This window comes from Paraprevotella sp. (assembly GCF_986071375.1).
This window is the reverse complement of sequence record NZ_CFQRNQ010000009.1, coordinates 77040-103066: the sequence shown is the minus strand read 5'-3', so window position 1 is coordinate 103066 and position 26027 is coordinate 77040. Positions and strand designations below refer to the sequence as shown.

At 50.4% G+C, this 26027-nt stretch carries 15 protein-coding genes; 5 read left to right on the top strand and 10 right to left on the bottom strand.

Annotated features, from left to right (window positions below; translation table 11 throughout):
* The first annotated feature begins 7 nt into the window (after nucleotides 1-7).
* The 3 genes from AC5RDV_RS06610 to AC5RDV_RS06600 all read left to right on the top strand — a co-directional run bounded on the left by AC5RDV_RS06610 (nucleotide 8) and on the right by AC5RDV_RS06600 (nucleotide 9277).
* On the top strand, nucleotides 8-3310 hold the full coding sequence (locus AC5RDV_RS06610) for a T9SS type A sorting domain-containing protein (protein WP_282748369.1): 3303 nt from the start codon (nucleotides 8-10) through the stop codon (nucleotides 3308-3310).
* Nucleotides 3311-3328: 18 nt separating this feature from the next.
* A complete protein-coding gene (locus AC5RDV_RS06605) occupies nucleotides 3329-7669 on the top strand; it encodes an FG-GAP-like repeat-containing protein (RefSeq protein WP_345894545.1) in 4341 nt (1446 codons plus the stop codon).
* A 231-nt stretch (nucleotides 7670-7900) separates the two neighbouring features.
* On the top strand, nucleotides 7901-9277 hold the full coding sequence (locus AC5RDV_RS06600) for an alpha-L-fucosidase (protein WP_282748396.1): 1377 nt from the start codon (nucleotides 7901-7903) through the stop codon (nucleotides 9275-9277).
* A gap of 99 nt (nucleotides 9278-9376) precedes the next feature.
* Here the strand turns inward: AC5RDV_RS06600 and AC5RDV_RS06595 are convergent, their stop codons facing one another.
* From AC5RDV_RS06595 to AC5RDV_RS06550, 10 genes are all read right to left on the bottom strand, one after another.
* On the bottom strand, nucleotides 9377-12022 hold the full coding sequence (locus tag AC5RDV_RS06595) for an MBG domain-containing protein (RefSeq protein ID WP_232038372.1): 2646 nt from the start codon (nucleotides 12020-12022) through the stop codon (nucleotides 9377-9379).
* A gap of 154 nt (nucleotides 12023-12176) precedes the next feature.
* Nucleotides 12177-12635 (bottom strand): hypothetical protein, encoded by a 459-nt coding sequence (locus AC5RDV_RS06590; protein ID WP_282748371.1) that lies wholly within the window; start codon nucleotides 12633-12635, stop codon nucleotides 12177-12179.
* Nucleotides 12622-13209: an RNA polymerase sigma factor gene (locus AC5RDV_RS06585; protein ID WP_282748372.1), complete on the bottom strand. Its 588-nt coding sequence runs from the start codon at nucleotides 13207-13209 to the stop codon at nucleotides 12622-12624. The genes AC5RDV_RS06590 and AC5RDV_RS06585 overlap by 14 nt, the downstream gene beginning before the upstream one ends.
* A complete protein-coding gene (locus AC5RDV_RS06580; protein ID WP_282748373.1) occupies nucleotides 13200-14372 on the bottom strand; it encodes a hypothetical protein in 1173 nt (390 codons plus the stop codon). The genes AC5RDV_RS06585 and AC5RDV_RS06580 overlap by 10 nt, the downstream gene beginning before the upstream one ends.
* A 321-nt stretch (nucleotides 14373-14693) precedes the next feature.
* Nucleotides 14694-15971 carry a TPR end-of-group domain-containing protein gene (locus AC5RDV_RS06575; RefSeq protein WP_282748397.1) on the bottom strand — a complete coding sequence of 426 codons (1278 nt, stop codon included), beginning with the start codon at nucleotides 15969-15971 and terminating at the stop codon, nucleotides 14694-14696.
* 33 nt (nucleotides 15972-16004) lie between these two features.
* Nucleotides 16005-16721 (bottom strand): leucine-rich repeat domain-containing protein, encoded by a 717-nt coding sequence (locus tag AC5RDV_RS06570; protein ID WP_282748374.1) that lies wholly within the window; start codon nucleotides 16719-16721, stop codon nucleotides 16005-16007.
* A 103-nt stretch (nucleotides 16722-16824) separates the two neighbouring features.
* Complete coding sequence (locus AC5RDV_RS06565; RefSeq protein ID WP_282748375.1) at nucleotides 16825-19644, bottom strand: UvrD-helicase domain-containing protein; 2820 nt, start codon at nucleotides 19642-19644, stop codon at nucleotides 16825-16827.
* 162 nt (nucleotides 19645-19806) lie between these two features.
* Entirely contained in the window at nucleotides 19807-21537 is a 1731-nt protein-coding gene (locus AC5RDV_RS06560; protein WP_282748376.1) for an acyl-CoA dehydrogenase family protein, read from the bottom strand.
* Nucleotides 21538-21542: 5 nt separating this feature from the next.
* A complete protein-coding gene (locus AC5RDV_RS06555; RefSeq protein ID WP_008625705.1) occupies nucleotides 21543-22565 on the bottom strand; it encodes an electron transfer flavoprotein subunit alpha/FixB family protein in 1023 nt (340 codons plus the stop codon).
* Between the two features lie 2 nt (nucleotides 22566-22567).
* Nucleotides 22568-23440 (bottom strand): electron transfer flavoprotein subunit beta/FixA family protein, encoded by an 873-nt coding sequence (locus tag AC5RDV_RS06550; protein ID WP_008625712.1) that lies wholly within the window; start codon nucleotides 23438-23440, stop codon nucleotides 22568-22570.
* A gap of 236 nt (nucleotides 23441-23676) precedes the next feature.
* Between AC5RDV_RS06550 and AC5RDV_RS06545 the strand changes: the two genes are divergently transcribed.
* Together AC5RDV_RS06545 and ruvA are read left to right on the top strand one after the other, a co-directional pair.
* Nucleotides 23677-25353 carry a rhamnogalacturonan acetylesterase gene (locus AC5RDV_RS06545; protein WP_282748377.1) on the top strand — a complete coding sequence of 559 codons (1677 nt, stop codon included), beginning with the start codon at nucleotides 23677-23679 and terminating at the stop codon, nucleotides 25351-25353.
* Nucleotides 25354-25417: 64 nt separating this feature from the next.
* Nucleotides 25418-26020, top strand: a complete 603-nt coding sequence (gene ruvA, locus AC5RDV_RS06540; RefSeq protein WP_008625714.1) for a Holliday junction branch migration protein RuvA — start codon at nucleotides 25418-25420, stop codon at nucleotides 26018-26020.
* The last annotated feature ends 7 nt before the right edge of the window (nucleotides 26021-26027 follow it).

Sequence of the window (26027 nt, the reverse complement as noted above, 5' to 3'; positions counted from 1 at the left end):
AATCACAATGAGAAAAAACACGTTACTCGTAGGAGTACTGTCCTTATTGGGGACAAGTCAGGCGATGGCCGAAGACCTGGTCGTCGGACTCATGAAAAGCAACGCATCCCACATTGAGTTGGTAAAAGATGCGAGTTTTGATGTAGGTTACGGCTGCATCGGGAACACTTCGACGGAAACCGTCATCGGTTTGGGAGAAGTGGATTTCGGTACAGACGGGACGAACTACAAAGCCACCGGAGTGGAGTTCGCCCACGGATGGGGCAGCTACGACGAAGAGAAGATTGTAGTCCTCAGTGCCGGAGCCACGGCAGAAGAGGCCGTCCCGTTCAACGAAATGACCGTGACCCGCACTTACGGTTACCATCAGTTTGAACTATTTGCCGAGAATATGGACAAAGGAGACGGATTCGCCCTTCCCACCGGTAAACAGAAAGTGTGGCTGACATTCCGTGCCGGACAAGGCAACCTGCGTTCGGTGAAGTTCTATGAAAACGCCCTTTCCGAAGGTATGGAAGGCGTACAGCCTTGGCCCAACCAAGCAGAAAGCTACGGAGACATCACGAACTCCATAGAAGCTGCCGCATTTGAGAGAGCGGTAGAAGTACCTGAAAATCCGGAAGAAGACCCTTACAAAGATGCCAAATACGATGAAAATACGGCATGTTGGGGCGGAACAAACGACGGGTTTATCGTCAAATCCACCAAGGAAATAGACTTCGGCAACGGAGAATTCCAACAATTAGTGGCCTATATCGGGCATGACGGTGAAAGATACACGGAGTACATGGAATTCTATATCGACGAAGTAAAACCGGAAAATATGGTGGCCAGGACATGGACGGGCATCAATATACAGGAATGGAACAAGTTCACACCGGTGGCCACTACGTTGAAAGAGGTAACGGGCAGCCATCACCTGTATGTGAAATGGGGCAATGCCACGAACCTCCACCAGATAGATTTGGTCAAAGAACCCGTCTGGTATGAGAATCCGGACTGCGGAGTCGTTTACGACAACGCACAACCGTCGGAGAATGCTGTGGTATTCGTGACCAAAGGCGAATCCGGAGCTACGGAAGGCGGAGACGTGTCCCAAGGCGAAACTGCCTGGAAAATAATCCAACCCATCAGCGGGGATGCCAAATGCGAGGGCGGCAACATCGGTTATACAAAAGCCGGCGTGGTGGTAATGTACCAAGACATAGACTTCAAGAACGGTTATTATAAGGACGTGTTCATCAATGCTTCTTGCGACAAGACCTATATCGGCAGCACCACAGAAGAGGCTAATTACTCTTTATATGTAGACTTGGACGACATCGACTGGGCCACCGTGACTAACTTAGACGAGCTGCATGGCGCGCTCGAAGGCCGTGAGCCGGTGGCTATAGTCAGGGCACAAGGTACCGGCGCGTGGAGTAACAAACTCACCACTACAGCCCCGTTAAGCCATGTGGAAGGCATACATAATTTATATGTGGTCTATAATTTGCCCGACAGGGACAATATCGGTGCCAACATCTACGGATTGTATTTGGATCCGGGACAGAACCCCGAAGAGCCTCAACCTGCTACCGGCGACTTGTTTATCCCGCTCATGAAGAGCAATGCGGAAAACATCGAATTGGTGACAGACGCGTCTTTTGACGTGGGATACGGAAACATAGGTAACACTAGCGAAAACACCGTCATCGGATTGGGAGAGGTAGATTTCGGAACAGACGGAAATGCCTATCAGGCTACCGGTGTGGAGTTTGCCAACGGATGGGGCACGTATGGTGAAGCCAAATACGTCGTACTCAGTGCCGGGGCTACTCCGGAAGAAGCCGTCCCGTTCAATGAAATCAGGGTGGAAAGGACTTTCGGTTACCACCAGTTCGACATGTTTGCCGAAAACATGAAAGAAGAAGACGGTTTCGCACGTCCTACCGGCAAACAGAAAGTATGGCTGACTTTCCGTGCCGGAAGCGGGAACTTGCGTTCCGTGAAATTCTACGAAGAAGCTATACCGGAAGAAGAGGAAGGCCTGCAACCATGGCCCGGCGAAATGGAAGGATACGAAGAACTGGCCACCGTCATCGACGGTTCTGCCCTTGTGAGGGCGGTAGACGTTCCGGAGAATCCGGAAGAAGATCCCTACAAAGATGCAAAATACAACGAAGAAGCCGGATGCTGGGGCGGAACAAACAACGGATTTATCGTCAAATCCACCGAGGAAATAGACTTCGGTAACGGAGAGTTCCAACAACTGGTGGCCTATATCGGTCACGACGGTGAAAGATACATGGAATATATGGAATTCTACATAGACGAGGTTAAACCCGAAAATATGATAGCACGGACATGGACCGGAATCAACATACAGGAATGGAACAGCTTCACTCCGGTAGCCACCCGGTTACAAGATGTGACCGGCAGCCATCGCCTGTTCATCAAGTGGGGAGATGCCACGAATCTGCAGAAAATCGAACTGGTCAAGGATTCCCTCTGGTTTGAAAATCCGGATTGCGGCGTGGTATATGAAAACGTAGAACCATCGAAGAATGCCGTAGTGTTCGTCACGACAGGAGAAAACGGGGCTACGGAAGGAACTGACACCAACCAAGGCATACAATGGGAAGTCATCAAGCCTATCAGCGGGGATGCACGATGCGAAGGAAGCAACATAGGTTACACCAAAGCCGGCGTAGTCGTAGCTTACAAAGGCATCGACTTCAAGGACAATTACTATAAAGAGGTCTTCATCAACGCATCCTGCGAACCTTCATACATTGGCAGTACCATAGAAGATGCCAACTTTACGCTTTACACAGACTTGAACGACATCGACTGGGAAAATGTCACCAACCTGGAAGAATTGAATGCGGCACTCGAAGGACGCGAACCCGTAGCCGTCGTCAGGGCGCAAGGCACCGGAAGTTGGGGCAACAAGCTGACGACAGCCGGCGATTTGGCAGACATAAGCGGAATACATGACCTGTACGTAGTCTATAACTTGCCCGACAGGGATAATATCGGTGCCAACATCTATGGCTTGTACCTCGATCCGGGAGAGAATCCCCAAAGCATCAAGGAAAACATTGCCCAAGGAAACGGAATAGAAGTACGCGGCCATGACAACCGGGCCACCATTTGCACCGGCACGGATATGCATGTCACGGTTTACACCGTAAACGGAACTGCCATAGCTGAAATGGACGTAAAAGCCGGCACAACGCTCATCGACAACCTCAATTCGGGCATCTATATCCTGAAAGCTACAGACAAGGACGGTAAGACAACTGCCCAAAAGTTTATCGTGAAATAAAAAACACCTAACCTTTGGATGCGGGGTGAACATGCCCCCGCATCCATTTCTAAAATGACCATTATGAAAATAAAACACATGATTGCCGTAAGCCTGCTATTGCTCACAGGCATACGGACGGCAAATGCCGTAGAATGGCAAATGAAGCAAGGCCCCATGATGACACCTTGGAGCGAAACCCTTGACCCGGAAAATGTGCTCGGCGAATACCCCCGTCCACAAATGGAACGCCAAGAATGGATGAACTTAAATGGCATTTGGGACTTGCGGAAAGCCATACAAGACGAAGCTTACAGCCCCGATTTCATTTATGACAAGAAAATACTCGTGCCCTTCCCACTTGAATCGGCCATCTCCGGTGTAATGGAAGAAAGCGACAACCAATGCTATTGGTACAGGCGAACTCTGACGATACCGGAAAGCATGAAAGGGAAAAACATCCTGTTGCATTTCGATGCCGTGGATTGGAAAGCGATTGTCTATGTCAATGGAAAGAAAGTAGGCCAACACACGGGAGGTTACGACCCGTTCTATTTCGACATAACCTCTGCACTAACAGACGGAGGCGAGCAGGAAATAGCCGTTTATATCCATGACAATACGGGAGCAGAAGGCCAACCTAAAGGCAAACAAGCCTTGGACAAGTGGGGATGTTGGTACACTCCAGTCAGCGGCATCTGGCAGACGGTTTGGCTCGAACCGGTGAATCCGGTACATATCACCCGGTTGTCTATCGAACCGGACGTGGACAATTCCTGCTTCAAACTGCAAGTGAACGCTACCGGCGACAGCGAAGCCACTGCCGACATCCGGTTGTCAGCCCCCGACGGTAACACTGTAGCTTCATTGCAAGGCGTAGCCACAGGCACTCCATGCACCTTGCCTGTAAACGCTCCGGAACTGTGGTCGTCAGAACATCCCTACCTTTACGACCTCAACATCACACTATCTTCGGAAGGACAACAAACCGATGCCGTGAAAAGCTATTGCGGCATGCGCAAGATTGAAGTGAAAAACGTGGACGGCACACCACGCATCTTCCTGAACGATACACAAATCTTCCAAATGGGACCGTTGGACCAAGGTTGGTGGCCGGACGGACTGTACACGGCACCTAGCGACGAAGCCCTCCTGTTCGACATCAAAGCGATGAAAGAACTTGGCTTCAACATGATACGCAAACACATCAAAGTGGAACCGTCACGCTGGTACATGCATTGCGACCGCGAAGGGATATTAGTATGGCAAGACCTGCCCAGCCCGAACCTTCCTGCCGGACACGAAGCCTTTGCAAGGCAGAACTTTGAAGAGGAAGCTGTCCGCATCATAGATGCTTTCGAAAACCATCCGAGCATCGTGCAATGGGTCGTATTCAATGAGGGGTGGGGACAGTTCGACACCGAACGGATGACGCAAGTAGTCATCGACAAAGTCAGCCCGCAAAGCCTTGTCTGCTGCGCCAGCGGATGGAACGATGCCGAAATCGGTGACATCAAGGACTCTCACAGCTACCCCTACCCTTCTTGCCCCATTGACCAGAAACGCGCCTGCGTCAACGGTGAATACGGAGGCATCACCCTGAAAGTACCCGGACATATCTGGCCGGGCGGCGACTTCGGATACACGACTGTGGAAACACCGGAAGACTTTACCATCATGTTCAACGACTTGGCTGACAAAATCAAAGACCATTATTATTATGGACTTAACGCAGCCGTTTACACACAGTTGTCGGACGTGGAAATCGAGAAGAACGGCATCTACACCTATGACCGGCGCATATTGAAACCATATTCACCCACAGGAGAATTGAAAGATAAAATCTTGGAATGCATCAACATGCCGCAAAGCGACGTAAAGATACAACCCGTCGTATCGACGGCCAAGGAACATAAATACAAATGGAAGTTCATCACCGAAGACAATGCACCTCGCCACTGGTTTTCCAAAGGGTTCGATGACAGCCTATGGCCCAAAGGGACTGCCGCATTCGGAAAGAGTTCATTATGGAATACGCAAGGACTTATCTCCATACCTTGGACCACACCGCAAATTTACATGCGCCGTTGGTTCTACTTGGGCGACGTAACCCAAGAAATGATCGACTGCATGCGCTTCATGATTTACCATGACGATGACATTTTCATCTACATCAACGGAGTTTGGGCTGCCACGAAGAAAGGTTCTGTTTCCAATTACATTCCTTACGACATTTCCGACGAAGCACGCCAGACCCTCAAACCGAACAGTTGGAACCTGATAGCCGTAAAATGCATACAAGGCAGCGGAGAGCAAATCGTAGACGTGGGCATCTCGGCGTTTTCAGCCACAGACTTCCATTATAAGGAGGTGTACGACGAATTCACGAACGAAGACTTTACAGAACTTCCGGAACCGGGCAATCCGACAGAACCGGTATTTGAAAAAGTGAAATACCCCGTGCCTGCCGAACAAGCGGCTACCGCCATCTCCCGTGGACAGTTCCTGCATTCTACCGACCGTTCCAATGCGGCTTGGGGAGACTTCGACAACGACGGATTCCTGGAAGTCACTTATTCCGGCAACAACGAACACCAACGGATAACCTCGCGGAAAAAGTTCTCCGCCCTGTATGACTATCAAGAAGACGGGACATTCAAGAAGCTGGACAGTCCTTTCGACGTGGTATATTATGCTTGCCCCACATGGTTCGACTACAACAACGACGGCTTAATGGACTTGTTCGTACCCGGAGTGAAATCCATGGATTATGAAAATGACCTCGATGATGTGGTTGCCTACTTGTACGAGAACAAAGGTATCGGACCGGACGGGCAATATGTATTTGAAGAAGTAAACCAAGCCACGCCGGAAAGCAACCTCATGGGAATCTCTCCTATCTACGGCTCGCTGGACGGTGGACGGTCGCGCCACTACGTCTCCGTAGGCGATTATGACAAAGACGGTTACCTTGACCTCATCATCGCCGGACTGGACGACTACGAAGACAAAGACGGCATCATGGATGAAAACGGTAACCCCGTCGTACACCACGACCGGCGCGTGCTTTACCTCTATAAAAACAATAAAGGGAAAGGATTCATCCGGCAAGAAACCCCTCTGGACGGCGACAAACCCTTCACGGGGCTGTCAAGAGGTTCGGTACATTTTGCCGATATGGACAACGACGGTTGGTTGGATATCATCTCATCCGGTTACGGCCCGGGCGAAGGCAATCTCCGCATCTATTGGAACAATGGCGACGGCACTTTCTCCGAAAACGGGCAATACCTATACGGATCATACGATTCGTCTTGTTTCCCCTGCGACCTGAATGCCGACGGGTGGACGGACATCGTGGTAACCGGATATTCTGCCACCAAAGGACAGAATGCCAAATCATTCTACGTATACCGCAATAAGGGCGGACGGACATTTGAGATGTTGGACGATTTGTTCTGCGGATTTGAAGGAGTAGACGGGGCTACCCCCTCGTTCGGCGACGTGAACCACGACGGGCTGCCGGACATCTTAGCGGGCGGACACGGCGAAAGCCACGAAATCACAACCTGGCTTTATCTGAACCGGGGAGATTTCTGTTTCAAGCCCTACGGCGGATGGTACGACACGGAATCTCCTTGGACGTTCAACCGCATCACCCACGGTAACAATCATTTGATAGACTTCGACAACGATGGCTATCTGGATGCTTGGAACATGGGATGGGCGCATAGTGACGTATGCTCACGCGAATGCGCCACCGAACTTTACCGGAACACGTCGTCCGACAAGGGAGCCGTCGCCAACGAAGCCCCCACAGCTCCCCAAAACCTGAAAGCCGTCTACGACCAAGCCACAAAGATGGTCACTTTCAGTTGGGACGCAGCTTCGGATGACGTCACTCCCCAAGAAGCCTTGCAATACAACCTGTATTTGAAAAAATCGGGTTCAGACAATATCTTCATGACCGTGCCGGCTGACGTGCAAACCGGTTTCATCAAAACAAGAGAAATCTCGGGACAAATCTCGACGACCGTCTACTCCATGTACATAGATGACGAGGAAGCCACGTATGAATGGGGCGTACAGGCCATCGACAACGGCAAGAGAGGCGGAGCGTTCACACAGTCCCGCTTCGACCCGTCCGGCAGTTCCGTAGAGGAATATATGCTCCCCGGCGTCCGGATATATGGTGCAAATGGCAAATTGCATTACCACGTGAACGAAAGCACAACCCTGACCATCATGGATGAAACCGGAACCACCATTTCCCACATGACTGTCAACGGCAGCGGAACAACCGACATTCCCCTACACGGGGTCTATCTCATAAAAGCCGACATTGGAAATAAGGCACAAACTTTCAAAGTTGTCTTATAACCACTTCCACAAACTGAATTACGTACACTTCCGCAGATAAAACCACATTATCCTATGGGCGGAAGTGCACGTTTCTTTTTCTCTTCCCCCGTTTTGGTGCAGCTATTACATTATTTGAAGCATACATCAACTTTTTGAAAGCTGCGGAATACATACCTTTGCTATGCAAAAGAAACTATTTTTTATAACCATTAAAAACATTCGTCATTTATGTACAAAAGTTTAAGAAGCATGCTGCTCATGGTTACCTGCGCAGTGTGTGGCTCAGTCCTCGCCCAAGACAACCTGAAAGCCATGCAACAGAAATTCGTCAACGAGAAGTTCGGCATGTTCATCCATTTCAACATGCCCTCATTTGTGGACGAAGACTGGCCCGACCCCGACATGCCGGCTGAAACCTTCCATCCGAAGAAACTGGACTGTAACCAATGGGCCGAAGCTGCCCTTAGTGCAGGAATGAAGTTCGGATGCCTGACCACAAAACACCACAGTGGTTATTGCATTTGGGACACGAAGACCACGGAATACAACGTCATGAACAGCCCCCTGAAACGTGACGTGGTACGGGAATACGTGGACGCTTTCCGTAAAAAAGGGTTGGATGTGATGTTATATTATTCCATCCTCGACACGCACCACCGTTTACGTCCGGGATTTATCCATCGTGACCACATCGATTTGATTAAAAATCAATTAAAGGAGCTGCTGACTAACTATGGCCCCATTTCCGCCCTCATCATCGACGGTTGGGACGCTCCTTGGTCGCGCATTTCATACGAAGAAGTCCCATTCGACGACATCTATCACTTCATCAAACTGCTCCAGCCGAACTGCCTCGTCATGGACTTGAACTCTGCCAAATACCCACAGGACGCATTGTTCTACACCGACATCAAGTCCTTCGAACAGAATGCCGGACAACACATCTCCAAAGACACCAACCGGATGCCGGCCTTGTCGTGCCTGCCGCTGAACTCGTCGTGGTTCTGGAAAAGCGACTTCCCCACAACGGACGTAAAATCGCCCGAATGGATTGTCAACGAGAACCTGATACCTTTCAACAAAGCATACTGCACCTTCATCCTCAACGTGTCGCCCAACCGGGACGGATTGATTGACGACAATGCCTTGGAGGCGTTGAAGGAAATCGGCCGCCTTTGGAAAGGAAAAGAAGGCGGTGAAATGACGTTGGGCGAATATGAACGTCCGATTACAGCAGAAAACATCGCCAAACACCGTCCGGCCAATTCCAGTTGGAGTTACGATTCTTTCATCATGGACTTCGGGAACGACGACAACTTCGGCTCGGCCTGGCATTCCAACCCGAGAATCAAAGAACCATGGTACGAAGTGGAATTTGAACGCACGCGCCCGTTCAACATGATTTCACTCGTAGACAACAACGAAAGCTTCAGCAGCTACCGCATACACTACCTCAAAGACGGAGTTTGGCATGAGATTCCCGTGACACCGAAGAACGGGAAAATAAAAGTGCACCGCTTTGATGAAGTATGGGGCAATAAAGTCAAAGTCACTTTCACCAAGAAGAACGAAAACGAACGCATGTACCTGAATGAAATCGGCGTGTACAACGAACGCCGCGACTAAAAAAGATTTCCCCTTATTCAGTCCTCTCCCATCTGGAAAGAGAAAGAATAAGGGGATTATTATACGTGCACGGCATCTAAAGCCGACACACATTCCAACTTACTTTATCAACAAGCGGAAAGCACCCTTTTGTGTCTTCACGATGTATAATGTATTGGTACGCAAAGCTACCGGAATAACAGTGCCTTCATACCGACCGACCAAAGCTCCTGTCAAGGCGTAAACTTCCACGCGTCCGCCGCAAGGCACATACAAATTCCCATTAGCATAAGCCACTTTCACGTCTCCACTATTTACAGATGTAACTCCATTGCCTTTTTCCACCGTCAAAATACCATTTACGGTCTTCACTTCATAGTTTTCGGGCATGCTCTCAACTTTCACTACGATAGGATAAGTACCAGGTACGAGTTCCGTCGGAAGTTCGGGTTGCGCCACAGGTTCAGTTTCAAAAACGGTCTCCACTGTATCTTTCCCTATCCAACCCTCATATACCAAATCGTAGGTCGGAGGCAGTTCCTCATCCACTTTAACCGTCACATTCTTTGCCGTAACCGTAAGCAAAGCTTTCTGTACTTCGAACGACACCTTCGTTGTAGTGGCACCGTAATCCACATCATCCACCGTTTTGGCGTTAGTCATTACCACCAACTCAGCCTCACCCGCTTTCTTTGCCGTAACCACACCTTTAGATGTCATACTCACCACGCCTGAAGTCAACACCTTATTACTATATGTAATACCATGCTCATTGGAAACTAACGTGAATTCATCACCATAAACAACTTTCTCGGGTATTGTTACCGTAATATCAGGATTGGCCGCCATGACAAGTTTGGCAACATCTGGTACAATACTGATAAGGTCAAAGTTATCAAAAGACACCTGTTCCGGCAATTTCAGTGAAACCGGGAACTCATCACCAATTTCAGCATCCTTGTTCACCGTACATACCACCTCCGGCTGAACGTCCATATTGGCCAAAACGTCTTCATCATCATATACAACATCCGTGTATTCTACCGTAAAGATGTATTCATCTTGCCCCACAGCCACTTTCACAGTACGATATTGTTCACCGTCGTATACCGATGACAAAGTATTGTTTCCATATCTGACGTATACACCCACTTTATTTTTCACCACCGCAAACTTTGCCTTGTCCGACAACGCAAGTTCATAATTTGCAGCCTCTCCGCCACTTAATGCAGCCTCACGCATGTCACCGGCCTTTTCTTCTTCTTTTGGCGCATTAGCCTTCACCGTAGGAAGCTTGGAAAGAATTTCCTCCACAGGTTTCTCGGCATCATCACCTTTCAAGCCATCCAAAACAAACGAATAACCACATTTGCCTTTATCTAAATTGGAAGTACTTACATTGACGCCGCGCCAACACCAGGCATCTTCCGCAAGGGAAACATTCAATACCGCCTTAGACACCTGCACCATCAACGGTTCAGAAACAGCCGGAGTATAATCTTCACTACCGGTCTGACTTGCCGTTACCATAACTTCACCGGCTCCAATAGCATGTAATTTCCCATCTTCTCCTTGTTTCAGTACGCCGTCGACAGAGAATGAATAACTAAAAGCCTGGTCACTATTGGATACAAAACCAAGTCCATCTAAGGCATCACCATACGTGATGGACGGTGCCGCTTCGGGTAAGGAAATCACGGTTTGTACTCCCTTAAATGTCAACTTGTAAGTATTTTCTTTCTCACCTTTGGCAGTATCGTCGGTCACAACAATTGTCGTCACATTTCCGTTTTTTGAGACAGCCACTTTGGCATCTTTACCAAAAGCCTTGGCTTCCACTTTGGCATCCACCATGTCACCGGGTAGTTGGTATTCGAATACGCCATTGTCAAAACCGGAAACCTCTTGCCCTCCCACCGTCAGGCTTTTCAGGCGTGAATTATAAATGAATCGCACATCGTCCACCGTCAGTGTATTGCCGGTTCCTAATGCAGAACGGTCGAAGTAATCGGAAGCAGCAAAAATAATATTCATCTTTTCCGGATTCACATCCGATTTATAATCGATGGCAAAAGAATTACGCGTCCAGTTTTCAACATCGCCCTCAATATAATATTCATTAGAAGCCACTAACTTGGCATCTCCGGTCACACCTTCTGTTATCTTTCCCAAAATATCCTTCTCGCGGTCTACCATATCAATAACCTCCGGCGCATTGCTCATTCCGGTAGTAACTTTCGAAACCGAACTTCCCGTCCATGAATAAAACACCACCGTAGCCCTTTCACTTTCATTAAAAGAACCGTTTGCAGGTTTCTCATGCGCATGAGTACGCTTTATATAAAAAGCCAAAGAATCTGGACGAGAAGTAAAGGCGACACCACCATACGCACCACCGTCACTGGTATCTTCCGGAGTTCCTACATTAGACACATCACCATATGCCCAAGCCTTACCCAACGTGATATATCCGGGAGCGGTTGCACCGATGCCGAACATTCCGACGTAATCATTCCACATTCGCACGGAATGTCCATCTTCATTGCCTATACGGTCGGCATCTGCTTCCACTAATTCTTTCTTCATCGTGATGATGAAGTTCTTGCATACACTGGATGCCATCCAACCCTTCGGCTGCGTACCCACTGCCGTCTTTCCATCGGGATAGCAAGTTTCCCAAGGCCCATCAAACGAACCGTCAAAACCCTGTGCCGCCATCGAAGCCGATGCCAACAACAAAGTAGATAAAAGTAGATTTCTCTTCATTATTTTCTTTTTTAAGAATTATACATACTTTCTTTACGCACATTACAATTAATGAAGACAAAGTTACCATTGTTCGCATGAAAGACAAAGCAAATACGGTAAAAAGAGGAGGTTTACCGAAATATATACCGAAAAATCCATTCTAAAGTACCACTCAGCGGATTGCTACAGGCTCCCATAACATTGAATAGTCTATACCATCCTCCAAAACACATTTCCCCGTCCGCGTTGGCAATGTCACGGTCTTTTTTTCAGGTTCAGGGTTTGTAACCGAAAAGTCGGACCGAGATATCCCCCCCGCTTTGCTTTCTCTACCATCCTGCCATGAGGCAACTTTACTTTCCGGTCGAACGAAATAAACCGTATCACGCACGACCTCATGGCATATTACCGTATCTATTTCCTGCGCAACCTGCCGAAACGACGATTCATCTGACATTTTACCTAATTCCACTCCCCATAAAAGACCAACCACGGCTGCCACCGGCGTAGCTACCCATCCCCAAGAAATGCCACTACCCCGACGCGGGTTCCGTGGCACACATAAACGACCGTTTTCTTCATTCCGCAGCCGTATGGCTGCCTGTGAAACTTGTTCCTCAAAGTGTTTCATAAACCTTCAATTTCTTTCTTAAGTATTGCAATAAATAATGAAGACGCGATTTCACCGTACCTTCCGGGATACCCATTACTTCGGCCAGTTGCGGCACCGTAAGTTCCTCCTCATAACGCAAAGCAAACAGCACACGTTGCTCCGGAGGCAGCTTGTCCAACAATGTGGAGAGTTCGCGATCGAACATCTGGACATCCATCCGGAGTTCCGGCTGTTCCTCATACGTCCACGGTCCGCCACGCACCTCTTCCTCAAAACCTACCGCAATATTCCGGAAACGGTATTCATTCCGGCACAAGTTATAGGCCATCGTGAAAAGCCAGGGACATAACTCCCGTCCGCATTCATACCGCCCCCTTACCGCCCATACGCGCAAGAACAGTTCCTGTGTGAAGTCCGAAGCCAACTGCCCTTCCCGCCCCAACATACGGAAGAAGAAGCCATACAGGCGGCGGGCATAACGACGGTACAGTTCATCGAAAGCCTTTTCGTCACCCATTTGCCGTACACGCCCCATCAATTCCTCGTCCGACAGTTTCCGCAACGACGGCCTGAAGTTTATTTTTACCGCCATTTCTCCAAATAGTCCAAATATTCCTTTTTCTTCGCGGCTGAAAACCGGCCGTTCTCCACCGAAGCTTTCAATATCCGGTAAAGCCAACCGGCACGCTCCTGATTACCCGATTCCCTATATGATTGTACCAATGGCCCCAACATGACCGTGTAGTTCAGCAGCAACATCTCGCTTCCCGACCACCATGACTCCAAACGGAAAGCAGGTTCGGTCAGGTAATCGAAATGATAATCCCGCTCTACATGGCGCTTGGCTGCCGAAACATTGTCATAAGGCTCTTCACTGTACCGGTACACCAATCCCTCATTATAAAGTTTGCGGGCTATGCCCTGCACGGCCCACTGCGAACCCGGCGAGAAGTAAGCCGGGCGACCGGATTCGCGGATGACATATTCCACCATCTCTTGCACAGCCGCCTTGAACTCTTCTTCCGTTCTGACCTCGCGCCCGGGAAAGGTCGGAATCCCCAACTTCCGGCACAAAGCGTCGCGATAGGACCGTATGGACAGAAAAGGAATCACGACCACCACCTTGTCCGTATGTACACGCATCGCGCGCTGCAACATGACCTTGTCGAAAAGTTCCGCATCGCCGTTGCCGAAGAAAAGCCCGCCTTCGGCCATCCCTTGCAACTGGTTGTAACCGAAACGCAGGATAAACGAAGGATATTTGCCATGCTCATACTGGCGACTCAGGATGTCATTGAAAAGCCCTGCCTTCCATCCTGTCCCGTCCGTTTCCCCCATCATCCAAAGATAACCCAGGATGGCATCGTATCCACGGTCTGAAATATCATCCGGCAACATCGTCATCGCCATCTCCGCAAACTTGTTGTCAGGTCCCTGGGAGGCGCGGTAAGCACATATATTATAGGTATAAGTCTCGGGGATAGCCCGCTCCATACGCTCCAAGACACGGGGTATTCCTCCATCGTTCTTTCCACGGGAACAAGATTTCAGCCCCCAGGCAGCCTCAAACAGGTTGCGCCACGCCTTTTCATCCTGCCCGTCTGCATCCACTTCTTTTTGCCAAGCCTCGACCTGGCCTGCATACCAGAGCGAGTCGTGCACCTCTTCCACGATTCCTTTTATCTCCTGCGGTTCCTGTGCCGACACGCAAAGCGCCACGGCCATCGCCCACGAAACAAGCAACGTCTTTCTCATATTCTTTCTGTTTCTACCATAAATAATGTTTGTACTTGCAACACGTGTCATAAGGATATACACGCCACAAGGCATTTCGTTCAAAGAAAAAACAAGGCATGCCACGCCCATCCTACTAAAATACGATAGAAACGGTTCCGGGCGGTGGAGTACCCCCGAAAATCACCCGGCAGAGATTGGAAAATCATTCTGCGCCAAACGAAAAATCGTTCGCCTGAGATTGATTTTTCGTTTGGCGCAGAAAAATCAGGCCGCTTTTTCCCGTGGAACAACCGGACATTTGATCCTCGCATTCACGCCCCGTCACGGCCTTGCACCGCGCTAAGGAGCTTGCCAGAAATAACGGTCGTCGTAAGTAGCATACTCGGATAACGGCCAGAACCCCTCCGGCACCAAATAGATTTGACGGCTTCCCGACCCGTCAGCAGGCTCCGTCTCAAACCGGCTTTCAAGGTGGGCATCGAGCATATAAAGGTTCTTGGCCATGTAATTCTCCAAATATCCTTCTTTGGTCTGCTTGGTCTTATGGTTCCAGTTCGCATCCTCGTTCAATACCAAAGGGAGTCCCTTGATCAGCCGCTCACGCACCTCGCCCGGATGCAACAACAGACCGTTTTCGTCGGTGACGTAAGCTGCAAAAGATGCGTCCATCCATATCCATTTCCCCAACTGGCGGCTCCACACCACATTGATGACATGGCAATCGGTGTCGGTGTCATACGCTTTCGACTGGCACGTCACGAAGCGTGACGGGAATCCCATGGCCAGATACATCTCATTGAGCACCTGTGCCAGGAAACGGCAATTCAGCCCGCGCCCTTCCCGCTTGCACAATTCATACATGGCTATCGAGTTCCGTGCACAGTCCGGCCTCCCCGAACCACCGTCGTGACGGATGGCATCATGCAACCAATACATCAGATTCTTGATTTGGCTGATTTCGTCGCCGCCACCGGCAATACTGTCCAAATTGAAATAGCGGCGCACACGTACCAAATTACCGTCCATAGCCGATTGGTACGTAAATTCAGGCATCGGGCGGGCATCTTCCCGATAGGCCGGGGACTTCTTCAACACATAAAGGTAGTCCCCCACTTCACGCACCTTTTCCACAAGGGCTTGAAACTCCGGATTTCCGCGCAGGGCATCCCACTCCTTGTCGTTCTTTATCCGGTCATACTCGGTAAATCCCAACTTTATTGCGATATCCAAATGCGCCAAAGCCTCCTTGTCTCTTCCCTCAGATGCCCAAGCGCAGGCCGAACGATAAAACCAAGGGGAGGAGGTCTTCTTCATGTAAGTCATCACCTCTCCGCCGTGCGCCCAAATCCGACGTATAACCGGCGCAAACCGGCTCATGAAGTCGGCCAAACCGCGTCCCTCCAGAGTCTCTTCATCCGATAATTGCGGAACGAAATCTTTATGCTGACTGTACAAGACCTTTCCTTTCACAGTATATCCCTCAAACAAAGGGCAATGCACTGCCTCACCGAGTCCTGTTTTCAATATGTCGCCATGGAACACCACCTGTTCCAACCGGGGACAGTCCGCCAACAATGTGGGGCCTCCCGATCCCAAGACAACGCCACGGAAATCCACACGCTTCAACTGCGGGCATTCGGCAAAAGTGCGTCACCCGTCGAGTTGTCCCACGTCTCCGTTCACTTCTATCCGCTCCACGGCCGGCATCTTCTGGAAAGCACATCCACTGATAAAGTCCACATGATTCAACGACAAGACTTTCAATTGGGTACATCCTTCAAAAGCCCCCTTCCAAATGGCTTTCGTATGTTGGGGGAAGACCACTTCCGCCAATTCGCTGCTCACATAAAAGGCAGAAGCACCCACAAACACATTTTCCGGCAATACGATCCTGCTGATTCGTGTGGCTCCCAAAGCCCCTTCCGCTATGGTGTCCAACCGTTCGGGCAAAACGATATGCGCCAATCCACATTCGCTGAACAAATAAGGCGGAAGCGTATGCTCTCCCTGCACCTCTCGCCATTCCCCGTGTCTTACGTACCCACCTCCGCCACGGGCAAAAGAAACGCCCCGCATGTCCAACACGCGCAAACGTCCCGGTGTGGACTGCCGCTCTTTATCCCTCCCGGCCATTTCGCGCAGGAAGCACAAGTCCCTCCCGTTCAATGTTCCTTTCAGCGTCAGGTCCGTCACCTTGTACTTGGCTTTCTTCCCCACCAGTTCCGGTAACGTCCCGGGCGTTTCCACTTCCACTTTCAAACGTTTTGCCACGGCATGTCCCACATTTCCCAAAAGACAAACCCACACGAACAATATCCGGGCATAATACAAAACACCCTCACTGCTACAGTTTTCTTTCCGTTCCATGGTATTTCACTTTTTAATAGTCCTACATATATGAATACGCAGAAACCGGATTTTTGTGACAAGAGAATCGTGTTTTTCCTCAAAAACTGGTCAAAAAAGTATCTCATTCATCAAAAAGAGGCTTGACAGACCTCAAATACTTGTCCCGTGAAATCGCACGGTTGCAACCGCTCCGGTCAGCCCTAAAATTCGTACATCCCAAGAACGGTTCTCCCCATCCTTCTTTCACTATCAAATAACCGTCCTTGCAACAGTCGCATTTCAGGATGGGCAAATCACCGCCCTTCAGGTTATTGGTCATGAAATCGCAAATCTCCGGTTCATTGGAACAAATCCACAACTTCAACCCGTATGCCTTCTTGTACCTCAGCTGCATGGGATAACCGCATACGGGACACCGTTTCATTTCAGTGCGCGTCTCCCGGCAATCGTCCAATTTACCATTTACCATCACGCCGGGATAGTCTTTCACGAGTTCCCGTACAAAATCGGAGGGATGCTGTTGAGGCGTAACGATGTACACGCGGTTCTTGGTACGTGTCAAGGCCACATAGAAAAGCCGCCGCTCTTCCGCATATTCCATCGAATGGTCGTCCCTCACGACATACTTCAATACCGGATCATCCTGCACTTGCGACGGGAAGCCGTACAACTCATTACGGGCATTGATGAGGATGACATGGTCGTATCCCAATCCCTTTGAGCGGTGCACGGTCATAAAATCCAGTTTCGCGAACGGGTACTTCTTGGAAATCACATTCCCCGTCTTCTCCTCGTACGTGAACTCCGATGAACGGCAAAGGTTAAAAGCGTCGAACCCGTAACGCCCCAACAACAATATCGACGCGTCCGGATTCTCCTCCAATATCTGCCCGACAATCCTCTCCACCGTTTCGCCCACAAGGAAATACTTCCCACCTCTTCCGGCATATTTGCTCCGGTCTACGTTCTCCGTATAGGTCTCGACCACAATCGGACGTGTTATATGTTTGGGCGAAACCAGGCTTTTGCGTATCTGCGCCGTGTTCTTCTGTATGAAGCTACCGGCTATGTCGATTACTTCTTGGGCGTTCCGGTAAGTTTGGGTAATACCCAGTTCCAATCCGTACCCAAAGGAATCCTTGAATTGGGTGAACAGCGTGATATCCGAACCTGCATAGGCATAAATAGATTGCCAATCGTCGCCCACGGCCACGATCTTTGCATCGCAGAGTTTGCTCAACTCCAAGGTCAGATTAAACCGTTGACGGGAAATATCCTGATACTCATCAACTATGATATATTTGAACCCCAACCTCTCCCCTTGGATTTCCTTTTCGCGGAGCATTTTCGCCGAACTGTTTATCATGTCTTCAAAATCTACCGCCTGCTTTTCTTTCAGACGCTTGGAGTATTCTAAATAACACCGCTCGCAGATGGATAGAAACAACTTGTTTCTCTCATTGGAGGACTTGCTTTGAAACTGGTGGAAATGCTCTATCGTGAAGCCGTTGGTCTTAAAGCCATGCAAGAACGTACAAACCAACTTGACCAACTTTATGATATATTTGTTCTCTTCCGTGCTGACCAACCTGTCGAAAACTTCCCGTGAAGTTCTCGGGCGGAACTCAATCCCTTGGGCTACGAGCATTTCCTGCAAATGGTCAAGGTAATCGCGCCCGTCGTCATATTCGGAATAAGTATAAACCAAATCCGTATGGTGCCTGCGGTGCAAACGGATTTTATCATCTATTTCTTTTTTATACCGGGCCAACTGTTCTTCCGTATATCTGCTGTTCCGGCCATCTTCCGTAATGCCGAAATGTTCAATATACACCGTCTTGTCTCCTTGGGTAATCGTAAAATCCGGAGTATATGGCTTGTACGAATACCTCATATTATAAGGATAAATTTTCTCGTACACATAGTCAATGCCGTTCATGAACAAGAAATTCGCTATCCTGACCTCCTGAACCGACCTTAACGTCTCGTGGGCAATGCTGACACATTTGCCGGTCCGTTGGTCTATAATCTTTTCCGCATACTCATCCATATTGCCACGCAAAGTGGAAAAGTCGGCTTTGGATATGTAATTGAAGAAATCATTGAGATTGTCGCCCTCATACGGTGCGTCGAAATAACTTCCGAAGAACAATATCAGCTTATCCACCAACTCCGGACACTCCAATATGTTTTCTTTCAAGTAATTGTTGACCACATGCCACATAAAGCCACCATCCACTACCGTCTTCCTTTCGGTGTCTTTCTTTCGCAGTATGGCATAGCCCGTCTTATGGAAAGTCGTCACCGGGCAATCTATCTTCAGACCCTTATTGATTTTGCTGCGCAATTCCCCGACCGCCTTATTCGTATATGAAATGACCAATATCTGTTCCGGTTTCACCCCTCTTTTTTCCACAAGGTATTTCACCTTCGCAGCCATGGTCGTTGTCTTCCCGGCTCCGGCCCCGGCTACAACCAACGTGTAGTCTTCATCGGACAATACGACCCGTCGCTGTTCCTCATCCAGCTTCACATTAGGGTCCACCCTACGAAGTATCGTATCAAGATAAAGTTTGTCTTTGGCCAAATGCCTCTTGACAAATTCGTCATTGTGCGCTTCAACGACCTTGGAACCCTCCTTACTGCCCAAGTCTTCATACAGGCAAAGGAATCTCTCCATTTTCTTCGGGTCTATACGGTTCTTTTCGCAATACACGTCCAACATCCCCATCTTTTCCAAATTGGACAGACTGACATGCAGCTCTGCATATCTTTCATGAATAGGACGGTAATCGCTTCGGGCTATGAAACGGTCGCTATGCAGTAAAAGTCCGATTTGCCTCTCGAAATCCTCCAAGCGCTTGCTTCCAGTGCATTCTTCACCCTCTGAATGCACCTTTTTTCTCCGGAAAAATATCTTATCCCACTTCCCAACTGACATACTTTGTTTTTCCTATTGGCAAACCGACTTGATTTATTTGGGTGTAAAATTATAAAAAAAGCCACAACCATCCTGTGATACAGCCATTTTTAACAATAAAGAGGAATACTTCTTTTTACACAGAAAGTATTCCTCTTCATGATTATCATATATCGTACCGGATTATTCAGCCGACGTTTCCACAGCCGCCTGGCGGTAGCTATCCAATTGCTCTGCCGTGAACTTGCGGATAAAGTTGAAATGCTTCTCCACCTCGGCCTCGGCATAGTTCACATACACGTTCAGGCTCTTGGCAAACAAATCGGGACGGCGCGTGGCATCCTGCATCAGCAAATGGCACATGATGGTGTCGGCTGCCATCTCCATCAAACGACGGGCCACGAAATCGTGCAGTTCTTGGTTGCCTGCTTCTTTCACGGCGTTCGTACAAGCGTCGAACTTGTTGGCCATCTCCTTCACGCGGTTCATGTAGCCCTCGTATTCCGGAAGCACGGGCTGCTGCTCGAAATCACGGATGGTGGCGATGTATGCCCCATTCGTCACGTAACGGATGGCCGCCACAGTCTGCAACTGGGTCGTACCCTCGTAAATGGAAGTGATACGAACGTCGCGGTAAATGCGCTGACAAGCATATTCCAACATGAAACCGGAACCTCCGTGCACCTGGATGCCGTCGTAAGCATTCTGGTTGGCGTATTCCGAATTCATACCCTTGGCCAATGGCGTAAAACTGTCGGCCAGTTTGGCATACTTCTTCTGTTCGGCACGTTCTTCCGGCGTCAGCTTGCGTTCGCGGGCTATGTCGTCCAATGCCTTGTAAATATCCACATAACGCGAAGTCTGGTACAACAACGCACGGCCTGCGTCCAACTTGGCTTTCATCGTGGCCAGCATGTCATATACGGCCGGGAAGTTGATGATGGCCTTGCCGAACTGTTCACGGTCTTTCGCGTATGCCAAAGCCTCGTTGTAGGCCGCCTGACTCAACCCTACCGACTGTGCAGCAATGCCGAGGCGTGCACCGTTCATCAATGCCATGACATACTTTATCAAACCCAACTTGCGGCTTCCGCATAACTCAGCCTTAGCATTCTTATACACCAGTTCGCAAGTCGGCGAACCGTGGATACCCATTTTGTTCTCGATGCGGCGCACGTCCACTCCGCCGTCGCGCTTGTCGTAAATGAACATGGAAAGCCCACGTCCATCCCTCGTGCCTTCCTCCGAACGCGCCAACACCAAGTGAATGTCGGCATCCCCGTTCGTGATGAAACGCTTCACACCGTTCAGTCTCCAACAGTTGTTCTCCTCGTCGAAGGTGGCCTTCAACATGACGCTCTGCAAGTCGGAACCGGCATCCGGTTCGGTCAGGTCCATCGACATCGTTTCCCCGGCGCATACACGCGGGATGAAGCGGCTGTGCTGGTCTTCGTCGCCAAATTCATACAAGGTTTCGATACAGTCCTGCAACGACCAGATGTTTCCGAAACCGGCATCGGCGGCAGCCACTACCTCGGCACACATCGTGTACGGCGTAATAGGGAAGTTCAACCCGTTGTACTTGCGCGGCATCGTCATGCCGTTCATACCGGCCTTGACCATGGCGTCCAGGTTCTCCACCGTCCCACTGGCATAATCCACACGGCCGTCGTGGCAGTGCGGGCCTTCTTCGTCTACCCCTTCGGCATTCGGGGCAATCACATTGGCCGTGATGTCGCCTACGATGTCCAACACCTTATTATACGAATCCATCGCGTCGGCATAGTCCACCGGCGCATAATCAAATTCGTCCTTGTCCCTGAAGTCGCGCTCTTTCAATTCCACAATGCGCTTCATCATCGGATTCTCTAAGTGATACTTGAGTTCCGGTATATCTGAATAGTAATTAGCCATGTTGTTTACTTGCTGTTTTGTTTGTAATACTTGATGAGCTTCGGCACGACTTCCTCCACCGTACCGTTAATGACATAGTCGGCAATGGCATTGATCGGGGCGTTCGGGTCGCTGTTCACGGAAATGATGATACCGCTTTCCTTCATGCCCGCAATGTGTTGGATAGCCCCGGAAATGCCGCAAGCGATATACACTTTTGGGCGCACCGTCACGCCGGTCTGGCCGATTTGCAGGTCGTGGTCGCAGAACCCGGCATCCACAGCCGCACGGCTTCCACCCACTTCGGCATGAAGCTCGTGCGCCAATTCATAGAGCATGCCGAAGCCTTCCTTGCTGCCCATGCCGTAACCTCCGGCAATGACGATGGCCGCACCTTTCAAATTGTTTTTAGCCTTCTCCACATGGCGGTCGATGACCTTCACCACGTATTCCGTTTCCGGTACATACTTGGCCACATCGTGCACAATCACTTCTCCTTTATAATTAGGATCGAGCACTTCCGCCTTCATCACGCCGCTGCGCACCGTAGCCATCTGCGGACGGTTCTCCGGATTCACGATCGTAGCCACGATGTTACCCCCGAACGCCGGACGAATCTGATAAAGCAGGTTCTCATACTTCTTTCCGGCTTTCTTATCCTCATGGGAACCGATTTCCAATGAGGTACAGTCTGCCGTCAACCCGGAATGAAGGGCGGACGACACACGCGGCCCCAAATCACGCCCCACGACATCGGCCCCCATCAGGCAAATTTGCGGCTGCTCTTCTTTAAACAGATTCACCAACACGGCCGTATGCGGCAACGACGTGTAAGGAGCCAACCCCGGAGCGTCGAAGATATGCAATTTATCTACGCCGTATGGCAATATCTGCGGTTCTATCTTTCCCGTAATGCCCGCCCCGGCGGCCACAGCTTCGAGCTGCACGCCGAGCGTGTTGGCTAACTTACGGCCTTTGGTCAATAATTCCTGGCTTACTTCGGCCACCGTAGTGCCTTCAAGCTCGCAATATACAAATACGTTGTTCATCTTTATCCGATTGTATGGTTAGCCAATAATTCCTGTATCAATCCCTCAACGTCGGCATCGGAAGCCGTCAGCACCTTGCTCTCCTTGGCCTTGAACACGATGTTCTGCACGGCCTTCACCTTGGTGGGCGAACCGCTCAGCCCGCACTGCTTCAAGTCGGCATCCACATCGGCCGTACTCAACTGTCCCAAAGTCAGGTAAGGTTTCTTGTCGTACTCTTCAGCGTAGGCCAACCCTTCCGCAGGCTTTTCCATCGGCACCATGGCGCGCTTGTATTTCATCACCAACTTGGCGTTGCGCGGACGGCAAGGAGCCGCACTCCCGTTCACCGTCAGCACAAGGGGCAACGGAGCCTCCACAGTCTCCACACCGCCGTCGATATGACGCTTCACCGTCATCTTCCCGTCGGTGCATTTCAGGATTTCTTCCACGTAGGTCACCTGAGGCAAGCCCAATTTCTGCGCCACTTGCGGCCCCACTTGTGCCGTATCGCCGTCGATGGCTTGACGACCACCCAAAATCACATCGGGCATGCCCAATTTCTGAATTGTAGCAGCCAGCGCATAACTGGTGGCCAGGGTGTCGGCACCTGCAAAAGCACGGTCGGTCAACAAATAGCCACCGTCGGCTCCACGGTATAAACTCTCGCGAATCACTTCGGCTGCACGGGGAGGCCCCATGGTGATGACAGTCACGGTAGAACCCGGATTCGCATCTTTCAGCCTCAAAGCCTGTTCCAACGCATTCAAGTCTTCAGGATTGAAGATTGCCGGCAAAGCAGAACGGTTTACCGTGCCTTCCGGTGTCATGGCATCCGGCCCGACATTGCGTGTGTCGGGAACTTGCTTGGCAAGTACAATGATGTTTAAACTCATAGTTCTTTACTTATTTTTGTCGTACAGATTAAGATTTGTTTCCTTTTCATGGCAAAACATATCTCGCAAATGTACTTATTTTATGGCAAGTGCCCAAAGAAAAAAAGCATAAAAAGGCATTCAGACCGTAATTTGCAAGATGATTCACTCTCGGAACAAAAGTTTTTCCCTATCGAAAGAACAGGATTCCAGTTCAAAACATTATCTTTGCCACACCAATCGAAACACTGACTGACATGAAAAAGACCTGTATGCTTTCCGCCATTTTAATAGGATGCGGATTATGTTCCACCGCCCAAAACTCCAAGAACTTCCGCCCGATGGAGGACGTGAACCACGTCACGGACCTCACGCTCGACAGTCTGGAAAAGGCCAATACGGCACGCCCTGTGCCCGGTTCGTCGCGGAAGGGCAACCACCCCGTGCTCTTCCTCGTGGGAAACTCCACGATGCGTACCGGCACGAAAGGCAACGGCGACAACGGACAATGGGGTTGGGGATATTATGCCCACGAGTTTTTCGACGCAAACAGGCTGACCGTGGAAAACCACGCCTTGGGCGGCACGAGCAGCCGCACGTTCTACCGTAAACTATGGCCGGACGTGAAGAAAGGCATCCGCAAGGGAGACTACGTCATCATCGAACTAGGGCACAACGACAATGGTCCGTTCGACAGCGGACGGGCACGGGCATCCATACGCGGCATCAGCCCCACGGACTCGCTTTGTGTGACCATCAAGGAGACGGGCGAGAAAGAAACCGTCTACAGCTACGGCGAATACTTGCGCCGCTTCGTCCGTGAATGCAAAGCCTTGGGCGCACACCCCATCCTGCTCTCGCTCACGCCCCGCAACGCATGGGACACGAAACGCCCCGGGCACATCGTACGCGTGGACGAGACCTTCGGACTTTGGGCGCGGCAAGTGGCCGAAGAGCAAGGCATACCCTTCGTAGACCTGAACGAAATATCGGCCTCGAAATACGACCGGTTCTCGGCATGGAAGGTGGATTACCACTTCTATCGGGACCGCATCCACACCAGTGCGTTCGGCGCACGCCTGAACGCCCGTTCGGCCGCCGAAGGAGTGGCCGCTTCCACGCATCCCGCGCTGAAAGCCTTGCAGGCTTGCCTGACGAACCTCGAACCGCCCACCGCACAAGTGAAACGCGAGAAAGGCAAACCCGTGGTCTTCATCACGGGAGATTCCACCGTAAAGAACGAGGACAAAGACCCGGACGGCATGTGGGGTTGGGGCAGCCAGGCGGAAACCATCTTCGATACGGACAAAATCACCGTGGCAAACGAAGCTAAAGCCGGCCGGAGCACCCGTACTTACTTAGAAGAGAACCGTTGGGAACGTGTATACAATGCCCTTCAACCGGGCGACTTTGTGTTGATACAATTCGGCCATAACGACATCGGTGACATCGACCGTGGCAAGGCCCGAGGCGTCATTGCCTGCGCACAAGACACCAGTCACGTTTACCGGGTCAATAAAGGAGATAAAGTTTACAACGAAGTCATTTACTCCTTCGGATGGTATCTGAAAAAATTCATCGACGACGTGCGCGAAAAAGGTGCCACGCCGATTCTGGTGTCCCTCACGCCCCGCAACGAATGGCCCGGCGGAAAGATAGAACGCCGCAACGACAGCTACGGCAAATGGTATCGGGAGGTAGTGGCCGAAACCGCCGTAGAGTTCGTGGACCTGCACAACATCTCGGCCGATACCCTCGACCAGATAGGGCAGAAAAATGCCAAAGCTTATTATAACCGCGACCACACGCACACCTCACTCAAAGGTGCGCAACTCAACGCGCAAAGCATAGCCGAAGGATTGCGTGCCATAGACAGCCCGTTGGCCCGGTACTTGAAATTTCACATTTCTTCTACATGCCCTATTAAAAATTAACGCGTGCGCACAATAAAAGAGGTGACGGACACGTTTTCTTAAAGTATATTTAGCAAAAAAAGACATGATAGAATACGTGAAGGGCCAGATTGCCGAACTCACTCCGGCCACCGCCGTCGTGGATTGCCACGGCGTGGGATACGGCCTCAACATCTCTTTGAATACATTTTCCGCCCTGCAAGGCAAGCAGGAAGCCAAACTATATGTTTACGAAGCCATCCGCGAAGACGCTTACGTGCTTTACGGTTTTTCCACCCGCCAGGAACGTGCCCTCTTCCTACTGCTCATCAGCGTATCGGGCATCGGGGGCAACACGGCACGCATGATTCTCTCCGCCCTCACACCGGCAGAATTGGTCAACGTCATCAGCTCCGGCAACGACAAGTTGCTCAAAACCGTGAAAGGCATCGGGCTGAAAACCGCCCAACGCATCATCGTGGACCTGAAAGACAAAATCGCATCGGTGGAAATCGAAGGGACAGCCTCCCCCGGCACTTCCGCGACCATGGCAACCGGACATTCCGAAATACTGGAAGAGGCCGTGGCCGCCCTCACCATGTTGGGCTTCCCGCCCGCCCCCTCGCAAAAGGTCGCATTGGCCATCCTGAAAGAAGAACCGGAAGCCGCCGTGGAGCGTGTCATCAAACTTGCCCTCAAAAGATTATAGGAAGCTG